The following is a 15,629-nucleotide window of genomic DNA, read 5'->3' as shown; positions in this document are numbered from 1 at the left end:
TCATGCTAAACATCTCGAACAACACAACGAAACTGCAACCTCTGGACCAGTATGAAACCGTCCGAAATTTAACAAACAGACCCCATTATAAAATTTTAAATAAAATTATAGCTGCCGTATCAATAATTGGTATAATAGCACTTTTCCTGCCTTGGACTCAAAATGTTTCAGGTTCAGGTGCGGTTACAACTTTAAAGCCAAGTCAAAGACCACAATCTATTCAGAGCATAATCTCTGGTAGAATTGAAAAATGGTATGTTCAGGAAGGTGACTTTGTCAACAAAGGCGATACAATACTTTTCATTTCAGAGATAAAGGAAGATTATATGGATCCCAATTTAGTTCAGAACACAAAAAGTCAAATAAATGCAAAGAAACAATCTTTACAATCCTATGATTCAAAAGTAAGCACACTTTTAGGTCAAATCCGAGCCATTGAAACAGAGAAAGCATTAAAACTTGAGCAAGCACAAAACAAAATCAAACAGTCTATTTTAAAAATAGAAAGTGATAGTATGGATGTAGTTGCTGTAAAAACCCAACTAAAAATTGCAAGTACACAATACAACCGATCTGTGCTACTTAATAAAGAAGGCTTAAAACCACTTACTGATATTGAAGAAAAAAGATTAAAGCTACAAGAAGTAGAAGCAAAAATTATCACACAAAAAAACAAATATTTGACAAGTAAAAACGAGTTAATTAATACTAAAGTAGAAATAAATAGAATAAATGCTGAGTACAGCGAGAAAGTTTCCAAAGCAAACAGTGATAGATTCACCGCCTTAAGTAATCAATTCGAAACAGATGCCCAAGTTAGCAAACTGGAAAACCAATACGTTAATTACAGCATAAGAAACGGAATGTATTACATCAAAGCGCCACAGAGTGGATATATCAACAGAGCCATCCAGTCAGGTCTAGGAGAAACCTTAAAAGAAGGTACCCCTATAGCCACAATCATGCCATCCAATTACGATATTGCCGTAGAAACATTTGTCAACCCAATAGATCTACCCTTATTAGCCAAAGGCGAAAAAGTACGAGTTTGGTTTGATGGCTGGCCTACAATTGTTTTTTCAGGATGGCCAAACATGTCGTATGGAACTTTTGGAGGCGAAATTATAGCTATTGAAAATTTCATAAGTGCCAATGGAAAATATCGTGTTTTAATTGCTCCTGATAAGGACGAGGACAAATGGCCTGTACAATTAAGTATTGGTGCAGGTGCGCAAACTATCGCTTTACTAGACATTGTGCCAGTATGGTTTGAACTTTGGAGATCACTCAACGGTTTTCCTCCAAATTATTACAAACCAACCACTAAAATAACAACAGAAAAAAAATAATGAAACAGCTTTTTTTAGCATCTTTATTCTTTGTGCTTTCTGTCGGAGCGCAAGAAAAAGTATCGAAAGAATTTACTTATCCTGAATTTCTAGGCTATGTAAAAAAATACCATCCATTAGTTAAAAATGCAAATTTAGAGATTAGTAAATCACAAGCAAATTTAATGATGGCCCGTGGTGGTTTTGACCCAAAAATCGAAGTCGATTTTAGTACAAAGCAATTCAAAGACAAGGAATACTACTCCATTTTAAACAGTAGTTTCAAAATACCTACTTGGTATGGAATTGAAATTAAAGCAGGCTTTGATAATAGTGAAGGTGTTTATTTGAATCCCCAAAACACACTCCCTAATCAAGGATTAACCTCTTTAGGAGTAACGGTTCCCCTGGGAAAAGGCTTGTTTATCAATCAAAGGATGGCTGATGTTCGAAAAGCCAAAGTTCAAATACAACTGAGTCAAGCAGAAAGAAAACTGCAAGCTATTGTTGTTTTACATGATGCTTCACTAGCGTATTTTAATTGGAAGAAAAACTATAACGAAGTAGCATTATACAAAGAATATAATAACAATGCACAAATTCGTTTCAAAGGAATTCAGTCATTAATCAAACAAGGAGACAAACCATCAATTGATAGTGTAGAAGCAGGAATAATTGTAAAAAACCGACAACTAAATTTGGAAGATTCCAATTTGAAATTAGCTAAAGCCAAATTAGAACTAGCTACTTTTCTTTGGTTAGAAGATAATATTCCGCTGGAACTATCTGAGAATTTATTTCCTGAAATACAATTAGAATTTACAATACAGGAAAGTTTACAAACAAATGATTTATTAACTTCTGATTTCTCCATAACTAATCATCCAAAAATAAATGCGTTGCAAAGCAAAATTGATATGCTCAACGTGGAAAGAAAACTAAAGGCAAACATGCTTTTACCAAAAATTGATCTCGGGTACTCCTATATTTCAGAGCCTAGTTATATTGACAATTATCAATTTCAAGATTATAAGATTGGATTAGATTTTTATTTCCCTTTGTTTCTTAGAAAAGAACGAGGAAGTTTGAAACTCGCGAAGTATAAAGTACAGGAATCAGAATTTATATTGGATTTAGAAAAGGTGCAATTAACTAATAAAGTAAGTGCGCAAAAGATGGAAATTGAATCGCTATTAAAACAAAAAGAATTAATAAAAGATTTAGTACAAGACAATATCATCATGCTAAATTCAGAGGAAAGGTTGTTCTCTTTTGGTGAAAGCTCTTTATTTTTAATCAATACTCGGGAGAATAATTTAGTCCTATCGCAACTTTCTAAGATAGCATTAGAAAATCGTTTTTATATTTCAAATTCTGAACTTTTTAAAATTATGGCCAATCCTGATTAAATAATTTTAAAATCGTACTTTTGCAAACTGAAAATAAGAAACATGATTATAGTAAAATCCCGTGAAGAAATAGAATTAATGCGTGAAAGCGCCTTGATAGTATCGAAAACATTAGGAATGATTGCCTCCGAAATAAAGGAAGGTGTTACCACTTTATACTTAGATAAGTTAGCTCAGGAATTCATTCGTGACCATGGTGCTGAACCTAGTTTTCTTGGCTTATATGGATTTCCAAATTCACTTTGTATGAGTCCAAATGCGCAAGTCGTGCATGGAATTCCAAACAACACCCCACTTAAAAGTGGCGACGTAATATCCGTAGACTGTGGCGCTTACAAAAACGGTTACCACGGCGATCATGCCTATTCTTTTGAAATAGGAGAAGTTACTCCAGAAGTCAAAAAATTATTGCAGGTAACTAAAGAGTCCCTTTATGTTGGGATCCGTGAATTTAAAGCCGGAAACCGAGTGGAAGATGTTGGGAATGCAATCCAAAAATATACTGAAGCACATGGCTACGGAGTCGTTCGCGAATTAGTAGGACATGGCCTTGGCCAAAAAATGCATGAAGATCCCGAAATGCCCAACTACGGAAAACGTGGTCGCGGAAAGCTTTTCGTCGAAGGAATGGTAGTTGCCATCGAACCTATGATTAACATGGGGACAAAGAACATCAAACAACTGAAAGACGGCTGGACAATTCTAACTGCAGATGGAAAGCCAAGTGCTCATTTTGAGCACGATGTTGCACTTATTGATGGAAAACCAGAAATACTGTCGACCTTTGCATACATATACCAAGCATTAGGAATTGTAAGTAATGAAGAGGATGAGTTCAGAAAAACACCTTTAGTATTGTAATGAAGAAGCTTTTCAAACTCGTACTTAATACAATACCCCGTCCACTACTTATTCGGTTAAGTTATATTGCTAGACCTGTTTTGGCTCTTGCATTAAAGGGGACTGTCTTTACGGACCCAATAGATGGGAAAAGCTTCAAAACTTTTTTGCCTTACGGATATGGAACTCAAAGAAATAATGTGCTTTCTCCCAGCACACTCTCACTTGAAAGACACCGCTTATTATGGTTGTACTTAAATGAAAAAACTGATTTTTTTACTTCAAAAGAAAAAAAGAAAGTATTGCATTTTGCACCTGAACAAGCTTTTTACAAACTGTTCAGAAACCAGAAAAATCTGAATTACACGACGACCGATTTGCTTTCACCATTGGCTGACGTTAAAGCAGACATTTGTAACTTGCCTTTTGAGGACAACCAATACGATATTATTCTTTGCAATCACGTTCTGGAACACATTCCAGATGACACTAAGGCGATGCAGGAATTATACCGCGTACTAAAACCAGGGGGAATGGCAATTTTACAGATTCCACAAGATCTATCAAGAGCAACTACTTTTGCAGATGACAGCATAACAGATCAAAAAGAACGTTCCAAAATTTTTGGACAATACGATCACGTCCGTATTTATGGGCGCGATTATTTTGACAAATTACGAGCTATTGGTTTTAAAGTAACTGAAGAAGATTACACCAATAAAATCGCAGCTGAATTAGTGGCGAAATACTGCTTGGCCAAAGGAGAAATTATACCTGTTTGTTTTAAATAGCGTCAATAATTGGCATAATAATGGTATTGCTTAATTCGTTATATTTACATTTCAGCAATTTAATACTTATGCTTAATTCCTTTTTTCGAAAAATAATACTGATACTAATCCTTACTTCAGCTACTGCGCAAGTAGAAAATGAAGTGCCACCTCCATTTAGCATAAAGACTGTCTCCTTTATTCAAAACAATCAAAATGTAGTTCCTATATTCGCTTTGGGCAACGGGTTCCAGCTGCAATTTGATGATTTATTTGGAAACGAAGCAGATTATTATTACGAAATCATCCATTGTGATTACAATTGGAATCACTCGGAAATCCCAAAAAACGAATACTTGCAGGGTTTTGACAACCAAAGAATTCAAAATTACAACAACTCTTTCAACACCTTACAGATTTACTCGCATTATACATTGTCTATTCCAAATCAATTTACGCAGCAATTGCTTATCAGTGGAAATTACATGCTTAAAATTTTAAATGACCACAAAGAACTTGTTTTTTCTAGAAAATTCATTCTGTATGAAGATTTGGTTACCGTCCCAATACAAGTAAAGCGAGCTCGAACGGTGAGTAATTTAGAAACGAAGCACAACTTGGAATTTACCATAAAATCGAGTATAATTAATTTTCAAAACCCGATTAAAAACCTAAAGTTGCTACTCATACAGAATGGAAAGCTTAATTCTGCCATTAAAAACATAGCACCCCAATATACGATTGGTAATGATTTAATTTACAAATACAATGACGAGACTCAGTTTTGGGCTGGGAATGAATTTCAATATTTTGAAAATAAAAACATCAGAGCTGCAAACAATAATATATCTCGAGTTGATGGCACTTCTGAAATTTACAGTGCTTATATGTACACTAATAATGCCCGAGCTAATTTTCCCTATTCCGTTTTTGAAGACATTAATGGCAACTTTGTAGTACGTAATTTAAACGCAGAAAACAGCGAGATAGAAGCCGATTATGCTTGGGTCTATTTTAGCCTTTCAGCTCCCTCTTTTAGAATCAAAAAAGAAATCTATATAACCGGAATGTTTAACAACTATAGCCTAGAACCTGAATTCATGATGGACTACAATCCTAAAAAAGGGATTTATGAAAAAGCGGTTTTAATCAAACAAGGGTTTACAAATTTTGAATACACCGTTGCAGACAGCAAAGGAGTGATTGACGGCGAAAATGCAATCGATGGGAATTTTTATCAAACAGAAAACGATTATTCCATTCTGGTTTATTACCGCGAAAATACAGACCGCTATTGCAGAGTAATAGGTAAAGGAACAGCTAACTCCTTAAACATCATTAATTAAAAAAAATATCAATGAAAACAACAAAACAAAATCAAAAATTTGTAGTTTTGCTAGTATAAACCACATTTCTAACACTTCATTATGGTTTCTCAAATAACAAGAGGCATAAAAATCTCAGTATTGACAAGTTTTGAAGGTACTTACTTCAAGAACCATAAGATACACTTTGCCTTTAGTTATCAGATTACAATAGAAAACCATAGTAAAGATTCTGTTCAATTAATTTCTAGGCATTGGGAAATTTTTGACTCCCTAAACAACATAGAGGTTGTTGATGGCGACGGGATCATCGGAAAAAAACCAGTGTTAAAACCAGGGGAACTTCACACTTATAGCTCAGGCTGCTTACTTTCATCCCCTTACGGCGCTATGAAAGGCTATTTTAATATGATCAATTTTACAACTACAAAAACTTTTAAAGTTTTCGTGCCCACTTTCAAATTATGTGCTCCATTTGCATTGAATTAATTTTACCATTGAAGATATTACGTTTTCTTATTCTAAATTCATCAAATTTTTAAATTATCCTTTGTACTTTTGCGTTACAATAAATTATTCGTAACATTAAGAATAATTTATTTTTTAATTGTCTAATCTTATCTGTTTATACAGATTAACAAATCACAATATCATGCTAAAAGGATTTTTTAATGTACCAAAAGCGGTTAACGAACCGGTAAAAGGGTATGCACCAAATTCAACTGAAAAAGCAGCCGTTCAAGCAGCTTATACTAAAATGTGGAATTCAAAAATTGACGTGCCACTATATATCGGTAGCGAAGAAATTAGAACTGGAAATACAAAAACAATGTCGGCTCCTCACGACCACAAACATATCGTAGGAACCTACCATCTTGCTGAAAAATCACATGTTGAGAAAGCTATTGCAAATGCATTAGAATCTAGAACTGCCTGGGCAAACATGGCTTGGGAACAACGTGCAGCCATTTTCCTTAAAGCAGCTGAGTTAATTGCAGGTCCTTACAGAGCTAGAATAAATGCTGCAACAATGATCGCGCAATCTAAAAATGTTCATCAAGCAGAAATTGATGCATCATGTGAGCTAATTGACTTTTTACGTTTTAACGTAGAATTCATGACTCAAATATACGGCGACCAACCAACATCTACTTCGGATATGTGGAATCGTTTAGAGTACAGACCTCTTGAAGGTTTCGTATATGCTATTACTCCTTTTAATTTTACAGCAATTGCTGCCAATCTTCCTGCGAGTGCAGCTATGATGGGTAACGTTGTGATTTGGAAACCGAGTGACAGCCAAATTTTCTCTGCACAAATTATAATTGAAGTATTTAAAGAAGCAGGTGTTCCTGATGGAGTTATCAATGTCGTTTTTGGAGATCCTTCCATGATTACCGATACTGTTTTAGCAAGTCGTGATTTTGCTGGAATCCACTTTACAGGTTCGACTAATGTTTTTAAAGATATTTGGGCAAAAATTGGAACTAACATTCACCACTACAAAACCTATCCAAGAATTGTAGGGGAAACTGGTGGAAAAGATTTTATTATTGCACACCCAAGCGCTAACCCTAAACAAGTTGCAACAGGTATTGTTCGTGGAGCTTTCGAATTCCAAGGACAAAAATGTTCTGCTGCCTCTAGATCTTATGTTCCACAAAGTCTTTGGCCAGCAATAAAAGAAAAAATCATCACTGATGTAAAATCAATGAAAATAGGTTCTCCAGAAGATTTTAGTAATTTTATTACAGCCGTTATTCACGAAGGTTCATTTGACAAACTAGCTGGTTTTATTGACCAAGCTAAAAAAGATGATGATGCTGAGATTATCGTTGGTGGAAACTACGACAAATCTGTTGGATACTTTATCGAACCTACAGTGATCGTAACAACTAACCCTCACTATACCACAATGGCAACTGAATTATTCGGACCAGTTATGACCATTTTTGTTTATGAAGATGCTAAGTGGGAAGAAACTTTAGAATTGCTAGATGCAACATCTGATTATGCATTAACAGGAGCTGTTTTTAGTCAAGATCGTTATGCAATTGAAGTAGCTACAGTAAAATTACAAAACGCTGCTGGTAACTTCTATATCAATGACAAACCAACAGGTGCTGTTGTAGGTCAACAACCTTTTGGTGGAGCGAGAGCTTCTGGAACCAATGATAAAGCAGGTTCTCCTTTGAACTTATTGCGTTGGGCTTCTCCAAGAACAATTAAAGAAACTTTTATTACTCCAGAAGATTACAGATACCCATTTTTGGGAGAATAAAGAAGTCATAAAGTTCGAAAGTCGAAAGTCTTAAAAGAACTTTACGAGTATAAAAAAGCCGAATCTAAAATCTTAGATTCGGCTTTTTGCTTTAATTTTCTATATTCAGTCTATACCTTCAACGTTAAGTCTTGATGACCTTAAGACATTCGACTAATTGACTAACTCGTAAACTTCAACGGAACATGCACCACTTTCTTGGTTTCAAAGAATTCGTCTTCAAAAAAGTCGGCTAAATTGTATTCTTTAGCCTTTGGAAAATCCTTCAATTCTTCAGTCAAGTCACCCCCTTTTAGGTAAAGGATTCCGTTTTTCAATTCATGCTTATTGTTTTTCTTGATTTTGGTTTTTACCCATGAAACAAAATCAGGCATATTTGTCACTGCACGACTCACAATGAAATCAAAATCTCCTTTTACGTTTTCGGCACGCAATTGCTCCGCTTTAACATTTTTTAGTTCTAATGCTTCGGCAACAGCTTGAACCACTTTAATTTTCTTTGCAATTATATCAATCAAGAAAAAACGGGTCTCAGGAAAAAGAATAGCCAGTGGAATTCCAGGAAATCCTCCTCCAGTACCCACGTCCAAGACAAACGTCCCGGGTTCAAATTTTATGATCTTAGCAATCCCTAAAGAATGCAAAACGTGCTTGGTGTATAAGGCGTCAATATCTTTTCTGGAAATGACATTAATTTTCTCGTTCCAATCGTGGTATAAAGCGTCCAATTTGGCAAACTGCTCTTTTTGAATATCGGTTAAATAAGGGAAATGCTTAAGAATCTCGTCCATCGTTCTATTTTTTTAACAAAAGTACTATTTTAAACTCTGAAAAATTTAACTCAATTTTGCATAGTTGAATTTTATAATAATTATATTTGGAACTTATAAAGATTATATATGAATAGTACCGCACCTACATTTGCAAAGCAAGATAAACTGAAATTTTTTAGAACACTTAACTCACGGGTAAACAATTACTTCAAAGAGAATAACATTCAAAAAACAGGAAACTGGAAGCTATACTTAAAAACGATTATTCTTATAACTGTTTTTCTCGCTCCCTATTTCTTAATTTTAACTCTTGACATGCCTTTTTGGACGCACCTCTTATTAACTATAGTAATGGGCGTAGGAATGGCCGGAGTTGGAATGAATGTAATGCACGATGGAAATCACGGCTCTTATTCCAATAAAAGCTGGGTAAACAAATTTATGGGAGGGACCATTTACGTCCTAGCAGGAAATGTTCACAACTGGCAAGTACAACATAATGTGTTGCACCATACTTACACTAATATTCCAGGTCACGACGAAGACCTCGATGCAGGTAGAATTATACGCTTTACAAAAAATGCTAAATGGCATAATTTCCACCGTTTCCAACAATATTACTCTGTCTTTTTATACGGATTACTTACTTTTAATTGGGCGCTAACAACTGATTTCAAGCAGATGAAAAGTTACTTGAAAAGAAAATTATCTTATGGTGAAGCCAAAAACCCGAAAATACTTTGGACTACATTAATAATTACAAAAGTAATTTATGTTTCCATCTGGATTGTATTACCAATAGTGATTGGTATCGCTTGGTGGAAAGTACTAATTGGATTCTTTATTATGCACTACACCGCGGGATTGATTTTGAGCGTTGTATTTCAACTAGCACATGTTGTTGAAGAAACGACCAATCCTTCCCCAGATGAACTGGGTCAAATGGATAACACTTGGGCAATTCACCAATTGTTCACAACCACTAATTTCGCTCCAAAAAATGCTTTGGTAAACTGGTACACCGGAGGGTTAAACCACCAAATCGAACATCATATTTTTCCCCACATAAGCCATGTTCATTACGGTAAAATCGCGAAAATTGTAAAAGAAACAGCGCAAGAATGTAATCTTCCATATTACGAATACAAAACAATGCGCAGTGCTGTAATAGCTCATTTCAAGCACTTAAAAGAATTGGGGATGAAGCCAGAACTAATATAATTACAGGAAGAAAATTGTAGAAATGCACCGCAGAACGCTTCTACAACCAAAATAAAACTAAAAACTATTAATTAACCTGCCTTAATTCTCAGATGAAAATTAAGGTAATTCAACAAGACATTAATGAACCCACTTTCAGACAGAATTAACAATCTAGCAACTTCACAAACATTAGCAATGGCTGCTTTGGCTAGAGAATTAAAAGCACAAGGAAAAGACATCATCAGCTTAAGTTTAGGTGAACCCGACTTTAATACCCCAGACTTCATAAAGGAAGCTGCAAAAAAAGCGATTGACGAGAACTACAGTACCTATTCTCCAGTAGAAGGATACGGAGAATTGAAAGAAGCAATATGTCGCAAATTCAAGAGAGACAATAATCTGGAATACAAACCATCACAAATCGTGGTTTCAACTGGAGCAAAACAATCCTTATACAACATTGCACAAGTAATGCTTAACGATGGTGACGAGGTAATTTTACCGGCACCATACTGGGTTTCTTATTTCGAAATCGTAAAATTGTCTGGTGGAATTCCAGTAGAAGTTCCTACCTCTATCGAAAGTGATTTCAAAATCACACCAGAACAATTAGAAGCGGCTATCACACCAAAAACTAAAATGATGTGGTTCAGTACCCCTTGTAACCCATCTGGATCTGTTTACAACAGAGAAGAACTAACTGCATTGGCTGAGGTATTAGAGAGACACCCACACGTTTACGTTGTTGCAGATGAAATCTACGAGCATATTAATTTCTCAGGTAACTTTTGTAGCATCGCATCGATACCAGGAATGCTAGAAAGAACTATAACCGTTAATGGAGTTGCCAAAGCTTTCGCAATGACAGGATGGAGAATTGGTTATATTGGCGGACCCGAGTTTATAGCTAAAGCCTGTACAAAAATTCAAGGTCAAGTAACTTCCGGAGCTAACAGTATTGCTCAACGAGCCACTATTACCGCTGTAGATGCTGACCCTACTGTTTTAAAACACATGGTTGATGCTTTCCATAGCCGTAGAGATTTAGTTGTAGGTTTATTGAAAGATATTCCTGGAATAAAAATCAACGTTCCTGAAGGTGCTTTTTACGTCTTCCCAGACGTTTCTCATTTCTTCGGAAAAACATTGAAAGGAACCGAAATCAATAACGCAATGGATTTATCAATGTATCTTTTGGGCGAAGCTAATGTAGCAACGGTGACAGGTGACGCATTTGGAAACCCGGACTGTATTCGTTTCTCTTATGCAACTAGCGACGAGATTTTAAAAGAAGCTTTAAAAAGAATTAAAGACGCACTATCACTTTAGTCAAAAGTCTTAAAATTCAAAATCTGACTTAAATACATTTCAAAAATACCTCAGGAGATTTTCTTGAGGTATTTTTTTGGGCGTGTCCCAAATGGGTCGGGCTTTACGTTGCAATCTTTATATTTATAAAAAATACAAAGGATTCCCACTGCAATCCCTCACGCGAAGTGTAAAAACCGAGAAGAATTATTTCCGAAAATAATCCTGACATACATAAACAAAACTAGTGTTGAATAGAAAGCATTTCTTTATTTTTACATTCCAATTAAGACTACAAAAAACATGAAAATATTATTGCTGGGTTCAGGTGAATTAGGAAAAGAATTTGCAATCGCAGCGCAACGCATCGGACAAACCGTAATTGCAGTTGACAGCTATGAAAATGCACCTGCCATGCAAGTAGCTCATGGATTTGAAGTGATCAATATGCTTGACGGTGCTGAACTCGATCGCATTGTAGCTAAACACCAACCTGATTTTATCGTTCCCGAAATTGAAGCCATTCGTACCGAACGTTTCTACAATTATGAGAATCAAGGTATCACAGTTGTGCCGTCAGCAAAAGCGGCTAATTTCACCATGAATCGTAAAGCCATTCGCGATTTGGCTTCCAAAGAATTGGGGTTAAAAACGGCCAATTACCGCTATGCCACCACAGCCGAAGAACTGCAGAAAGGAGTCGAAGCAGTTGGAATGCCATGTGTTGTGAAGCCACTCATGTCTTCCTCAGGAAAAGGACAATCCACCATAAAAATAGCCTCCGATATTGATAAAGCATGGAATTATGCCGTAGAAGGTTCTCGCGGTGACGTTGCGGAAGTAATTGTCGAAGCCTTTGTGCAGTTCAATTCGGAGATCACCTTATTAACAGTTACCCAAAACAATAACCCAACCTTATTTTGTGCACCCATTGGACATCGCCAAGAGCGCGGTGATTACCAAGAAAGCTGGCAACCAGCCAGAATCTCAGATAAAGACTTGTTTGAAGCGCAAGACATGGCCGAAAAAGTAACGGAAACTCTTGGTGGCGCCGGACTTTTTGGCGTTGAATTTTTCCTCGCTGATGATGGTGTTTATTTCTCGGAACTTTCCCCTCGCCCGCATGATACCGGAATGGTAACTTTGGCCGGAACACAAAATTTTAATGAATTCGAATTGCATTTACGCGCAATTTTAAGTTTGCCTATTTTCGAAATTACCTTAGAAAAAGCGGGAGCAAGTGCCGTAATTTTAGCCACTAAAAATAGTACAAACCCAACATTCACTGGATTGGAGAAGATTGCCGCCTTACCTAAAACCGATTTTAGAATTTTTGGAAAACCAAGCTCTAGACCCTACCGAAGAATGGGAGTTGTATTAGTCAATGACAATTTAGAAACACCGATTGAGGAAATTATTGACAAAGCAAAAAAAACAGCTACCTTAGTCAAACTAAATATTTAAACATGAAAAAAGTAATATTAGCAACATTTTTATTTGTCGTGACCACAATAAGTGCCCAAGATAAAATAGACACATCAAAAAAGCAGATTGTAGAAACCGCTTGCGGCCAATGCCAGTTTGACATGGAAGGATTTGGTTGCGAATTAGCTGTTCGCATAGATGGAAAGGCCTATTTTGTAGATGGAACGTCAATAGACTCACATGGTGACGCGCACGCTCAAGACGGTTTTTGTGCAGCGATCAGAAAAGCTGAAGTGGTTAGCGCAATAAAAGACAAGCGTTTCGTAGTTTCGGAATTTAAATTACTTCCTGAGGAAAAGAAAAAATAACAAAAATTGTCTTTAATTCTTCAAAATATTGCAAAGCATATAACACTCTCTCCAGAAGAGGAGGAGAATTTTTTATCAAAAATCCAAGTACGTAAGTTTAAAGCCAAAAGCATTTTATTGAATACTGGCGAAATTTGTGTGAATTCTTATTTTGTGAACTCTGGGATATTGAGAAGCTTCAATATCAATGATAATATTGTCGAATATGTTATGAGTTTTGCTGGCGAAGGTTATTGGATTGGAGATATGTATAGTTTAATTTCTCAAAAACCCGGAAATCTTTTTATTGAAGTTCTGGAAGATGCTGAAGTAGTTATGCTTTCAAAAGAGAATCAAGAAATATTATATACTGAAACCCCAAAATTGGAACGCTTTTTCAGGATATTAATCGAAAATTCTTTGGTGGCCAATCAAGAACGCCTAAACCCTTTAGACTTTTTTTCAAACCAAATACTGGAATTTCTCGAAAATTTGATTGAAAAAATGCCATAAAAAAACCTCTAAATTTCTTTAGAGGTTTTTGGTAATACTTTGAACGGTATCGATTTATTTTCAAATCAAATCTTAGAATTTCTCGAAAATTTAGTTGAAAAAATTCCATAAAAAACCCCTAAATTTCTTTAGAGGTTTTTGGTACTACTGTGGGCGATACAGATTTAAATTCGAATCAAGTACTTGATTATGTAATGGTTATCGGTTCGACATGAAATAAAAAAATGACCTTAAAATGAATTTAAGGTCATTGGTACTACTGTCGGCGAAATAGGTTTAAAATCGTATCAAGCGTTTGATTTGTAATATTTATTTCGCTTTTTTATTACACTATCCCCAAAACATGCTAAGTTAATAAATCGTTGAGTTATCTAAGTTTCCATCCTAGTACTAAACCAAACGCTACTGGTCTAATTTTTGCATTTTTATTCGTACTGTACAATCCATTAGCTTTTCTCTCTGAGGTAGATGTTGGGTTATATCCTATGTATGACTCATCATTATCTTGGTCTAGAATGGATCCATAACCATTTTCAAGAAACATTGCAGCATACAATGCATTTTTTGACCCCATATCAAATGTAAAACCCAACTCAAACATGCTCATCATAATGGCCTTCGTTTGGTATTCACCTGATGCCGAATAATTGCTTTGACTACCAAAACCATACTCTGGTAAATCATCAATAGTTAAATTAACATCTGGATAATAGGCTGTACCATTAACACTGCTAGCTGTTGCTTTTATTTTATATTTTACAGGCAAAAAATACTTCGCTCCTGCTCTAAAATTAAAATCAACTCCTTTATTAATATTCGTCTTATACTCTGCGAAAAGTGGAATTTGAATAGCATGCAAGGTTTGCCTTTCTTTATAATTGCTTGTTGTTATCCTATATTCAAAAGCAGACGTAGAAGGATCAATCTGATAATTTGTTAAGGTTGCTGATGAATTACGTAAAGAAACATCTTGTTTGTACTGAGCAAATTCTATCCCAGTCCCAATACCGATATGATTACTTAAAGAATAAATATAACTCGCTTTTACTGCTCCTCCAAGTCCATAACCCGGAGAGGTACCTCTAACATCACTTTGAATATTCCCAATTCCTGATTGCACTCCTACATAAAATTGAGCAGCAATAGCTTGTGAGATTAAAAAAGTTGTTATTCCAATTGTATTTTTAATATTCAATTTCATACTTGTTTTTTTTCATCAGAATAATCCATCCTCATTTATAAAAATGAGGACTTCATACTCTTAATTATTTAATTTCTAACTAAAATATTTTTGGTAAAATATTTACCATTGGATAGTGTCATTTTTACAATATAAATCCCCTCAACAGTTGGAGCTTTTAGAGTAACTGTACTTTCACTTGTTGTTATATCTTCAATTAATGAACCAACTACACTATACACTTCAATTCGAGCATTGAGTAATCTTGAAGAAGATACATTGGTCATAAGTTCATAACTCGCATTTGGTTTAACTGGATTAGGAACAAGTTTGATATATTCGTCATCCACTGTTGGTAATAAAGTTAATGGACAAGTAGTGATTAACGTCCCATCAAGTTTTGCTACTACAGCATAATAAGTTCCATTTAAAGCTCCATTTTCTTTAAAATACTGATTCGTTTGACCTGGAACTAAAACTCCATTTTTATACCAAGTATATGATTTAAAACTTTTAGAACTATTATTAAAGAATAGAATATCTTCAAACTGTTTTCTAATCAAATTAGGCTGGCTATTTACAACTGCTAACACCACTACTGGAGCAGCATTATAATTATTATTCCCTGCTTGCGCAGCAGTAATAGTTGCTGAACCATAATTTTCAAACACTAATGAGCCATTTGAAATCGTGACAATGTTACTATTAGAAGAAGTATAACTTACAGCTATACCACTACTAGAATTAGCTGTCAAAACAGACAAAGTCTCTCCATCACAACCTAATCCCAATGTTTGATTCCAAGTAATTACTTGATCTGCCTTAGTAATACTAAAATCTGCACTCACATAACTAATTAAATAATTTAGGCCTGCACTCAAATTGCCTTGCGTTATAGCATAAGTACCTACATCCTCTCCTGAGGCT

Annotated in this window: 15 protein-coding genes; 12 read left to right on the top strand and 3 right to left on the bottom strand. The window is 35.3% G+C overall.

Annotation, left to right across the window (positions count from 1 at the left end):
• Positions 1–2: 2 nt before the first annotated feature.
• From ACEN2H_RS14190 to pruA, 7 genes are all read left to right on the top strand, one after another.
• Positions 3–1,349 (top strand): HlyD family secretion protein, encoded by a 1,347-nt coding sequence (locus ACEN2H_RS14190; protein WP_441733466.1) that lies wholly within the window; start codon positions 3–5, stop codon positions 1,347–1,349.
• Positions 1,349–2,737 carry a TolC family protein gene (locus ACEN2H_RS14185; protein ID WP_441733464.1) on the top strand — a complete coding sequence of 463 codons (1,389 nt, stop codon included), beginning with the start codon at positions 1,349–1,351 and terminating at the stop codon, positions 2,735–2,737. The genes ACEN2H_RS14190 and ACEN2H_RS14185 overlap by 1 nt, the downstream gene beginning before the upstream one ends.
• 42 nt (positions 2,738–2,779) lie before the next feature.
• Positions 2,780–3,598 (top strand): type I methionyl aminopeptidase, encoded by an 819-nt coding sequence (gene map / locus ACEN2H_RS14180; RefSeq protein ID WP_441733462.1) that lies wholly within the window; start codon positions 2,780–2,782, stop codon positions 3,596–3,598.
• A complete protein-coding gene (locus ACEN2H_RS14175) occupies positions 3,598–4,368 on the top strand; it encodes a class I SAM-dependent methyltransferase (protein WP_441733461.1) in 771 nt (256 codons plus the stop codon). The genes map and ACEN2H_RS14175 overlap by 1 nt, the downstream gene beginning before the upstream one ends.
• 68 nt (positions 4,369–4,436) lie before the next feature.
• Entirely contained in the window at positions 4,437–5,693 is a 1,257-nt protein-coding gene (locus ACEN2H_RS14170; RefSeq protein ID WP_441733459.1) for a DUF5103 domain-containing protein, read from the top strand.
• Positions 5,694–5,774: 81 nt separating this feature from the next.
• Complete coding sequence (gene apaG, locus ACEN2H_RS14165) at positions 5,775–6,161, top strand: Co2+/Mg2+ efflux protein ApaG (RefSeq protein WP_441733458.1); 387 nt, start codon at positions 5,775–5,777, stop codon at positions 6,159–6,161.
• Between the two features lie 163 nt (positions 6,162–6,324).
• Entirely contained in the window at positions 6,325–7,953 is a 1,629-nt protein-coding gene (pruA, locus tag ACEN2H_RS14160) for an L-glutamate gamma-semialdehyde dehydrogenase (RefSeq protein WP_441733456.1), read from the top strand.
• Between the two features lie 161 nt (positions 7,954–8,114).
• Here the strand turns inward: pruA and rsmG are convergent, their stop codons facing one another.
• Positions 8,115–8,744, bottom strand: coding sequence for a 16S rRNA (guanine(527)-N(7))-methyltransferase RsmG (gene rsmG, locus ACEN2H_RS14155; protein WP_441733454.1), 630 nt, complete (start codon positions 8,742–8,744; stop codon positions 8,115–8,117).
• A 108-nt stretch (positions 8,745–8,852) separates the two neighbouring features.
• Here rsmG and ACEN2H_RS14150 point away from each other — a divergent pair, with 108 nt between their 5' ends.
• The 5 genes from ACEN2H_RS14150 to ACEN2H_RS14130 all read left to right on the top strand — a co-directional run bounded on the left by ACEN2H_RS14150 (position 8,853) and on the right by ACEN2H_RS14130 (position 13,522).
• Positions 8,853–9,947, top strand: coding sequence for a fatty acid desaturase family protein (locus ACEN2H_RS14150; RefSeq protein WP_441733452.1), 1,095 nt, complete (start codon positions 8,853–8,855; stop codon positions 9,945–9,947).
• Between the two features lie 123 nt (positions 9,948–10,070).
• The gene (locus ACEN2H_RS14145; protein WP_441733450.1) at positions 10,071–11,258 is read left to right on the top strand and encodes a pyridoxal phosphate-dependent aminotransferase; all 1,188 of its coding nucleotides are present in this window, start codon (positions 10,071–10,073) and stop codon (positions 11,256–11,258) included.
• A 282-nt stretch (positions 11,259–11,540) separates the two neighbouring features.
• On the top strand, positions 11,541–12,701 hold the full coding sequence (gene purT / locus ACEN2H_RS14140) for a formate-dependent phosphoribosylglycinamide formyltransferase (protein WP_441733448.1): 1,161 nt from the start codon (positions 11,541–11,543) through the stop codon (positions 12,699–12,701).
• Positions 12,702–12,703: 2 nt separating this feature from the next.
• Positions 12,704–13,030: a DUF6370 family protein gene (locus ACEN2H_RS14135; RefSeq protein WP_441733446.1), complete on the top strand. Its 327-nt coding sequence runs from the start codon at positions 12,704–12,706 to the stop codon at positions 13,028–13,030.
• A 6-nt stretch (positions 13,031–13,036) separates the two neighbouring features.
• Entirely contained in the window at positions 13,037–13,522 is a 486-nt protein-coding gene (locus tag ACEN2H_RS14130; protein WP_441733444.1) for a Crp/Fnr family transcriptional regulator, read from the top strand.
• 367 nt (positions 13,523–13,889) lie between these two features.
• On the opposite strand, the gene ACEN2H_RS14125 is transcribed toward ACEN2H_RS14130, so the two are convergent.
• Both ACEN2H_RS14125 and ACEN2H_RS14120 read right to left on the bottom strand, forming a co-directional pair.
• A complete protein-coding gene (locus ACEN2H_RS14125; protein ID WP_441733442.1) occupies positions 13,890–14,723 on the bottom strand; it encodes an outer membrane beta-barrel protein in 834 nt (277 codons plus the stop codon).
• Positions 14,724–14,791: 68 nt separating this feature from the next.
• Positions 14,792–15,629, bottom strand: an 838-nt coding sequence (locus ACEN2H_RS14120; protein ID WP_441733440.1) for an MBG domain-containing protein, incomplete at its 5' end; no start/stop codon positions are given.

It is taken from the genome of Flavobacterium sp. W22_SRS_FP1 (genome assembly GCF_052113685.1).
GTDB lineage: Bacteria > Bacteroidota > Bacteroidia > Flavobacteriales > Flavobacteriaceae > Flavobacterium.
Note: the sequence above shows the minus strand (reverse complement) of the source record. Positions and strands in the feature narration are given on the sequence as shown.

What these genes read in the sequence shown, in the direction of transcription:
- ACEN2H_RS14170 (WP_441733459.1), top strand. Translation starts at nt 4,437, where the DNA reads ATGCTTAATTCCTTTTTTCGAAAAATAATACTGATACTAATCCTTACT.
- ACEN2H_RS14185 (WP_441733464.1), top strand. Translation starts at nt 1,349, where the DNA reads ATGAAACAGCTTTTTTTAGCATCTTTATTCTTTGTGCTTTCTGTCGGA.
- purT (WP_441733448.1), top strand. Translation starts at nt 11,541, where the DNA reads ATGAAAATATTATTGCTGGGTTCAGGTGAATTAGGAAAAGAATTTGCA.
- ACEN2H_RS14135 (WP_441733446.1), top strand. Translation starts at nt 12,704, where the DNA reads ATGAAAAAAGTAATATTAGCAACATTTTTATTTGTCGTGACCACAATA.
- map (WP_441733462.1), top strand. Translation starts at nt 2,780, where the DNA reads ATGATTATAGTAAAATCCCGTGAAGAAATAGAATTAATGCGTGAAAGC.
- apaG (WP_441733458.1), top strand. Translation starts at nt 5,775, where the DNA reads ATGGTTTCTCAAATAACAAGAGGCATAAAAATCTCAGTATTGACAAGT.
- ACEN2H_RS14175 (WP_441733461.1), top strand. Translation starts at nt 3,598, where the DNA reads ATGAAGAAGCTTTTCAAACTCGTACTTAATACAATACCCCGTCCACTA.
- ACEN2H_RS14190 (WP_441733466.1), top strand. Translation starts at nt 3, where the DNA reads ATGCTAAACATCTCGAACAACACAACGAAACTGCAACCTCTGGACCAG.
- pruA (WP_441733456.1), top strand. Translation starts at nt 6,325, where the DNA reads ATGCTAAAAGGATTTTTTAATGTACCAAAAGCGGTTAACGAACCGGTA.
- ACEN2H_RS14150 (WP_441733452.1), top strand. Translation starts at nt 8,853, where the DNA reads ATGAATAGTACCGCACCTACATTTGCAAAGCAAGATAAACTGAAATTT.
- ACEN2H_RS14125 (WP_441733442.1), bottom strand. Translation starts at nt 14,723, where the DNA reads ATGAAATTGAATATTAAAAATACAATTGGAATAACAACTTTTTTAATC.
- rsmG (WP_441733454.1), bottom strand. Translation starts at nt 8,744, where the DNA reads ATGGACGAGATTCTTAAGCATTTCCCTTATTTAACCGATATTCAAAAA.
- ACEN2H_RS14145 (WP_441733450.1), top strand. Translation starts at nt 10,071, where the DNA reads ATGAACCCACTTTCAGACAGAATTAACAATCTAGCAACTTCACAAACA.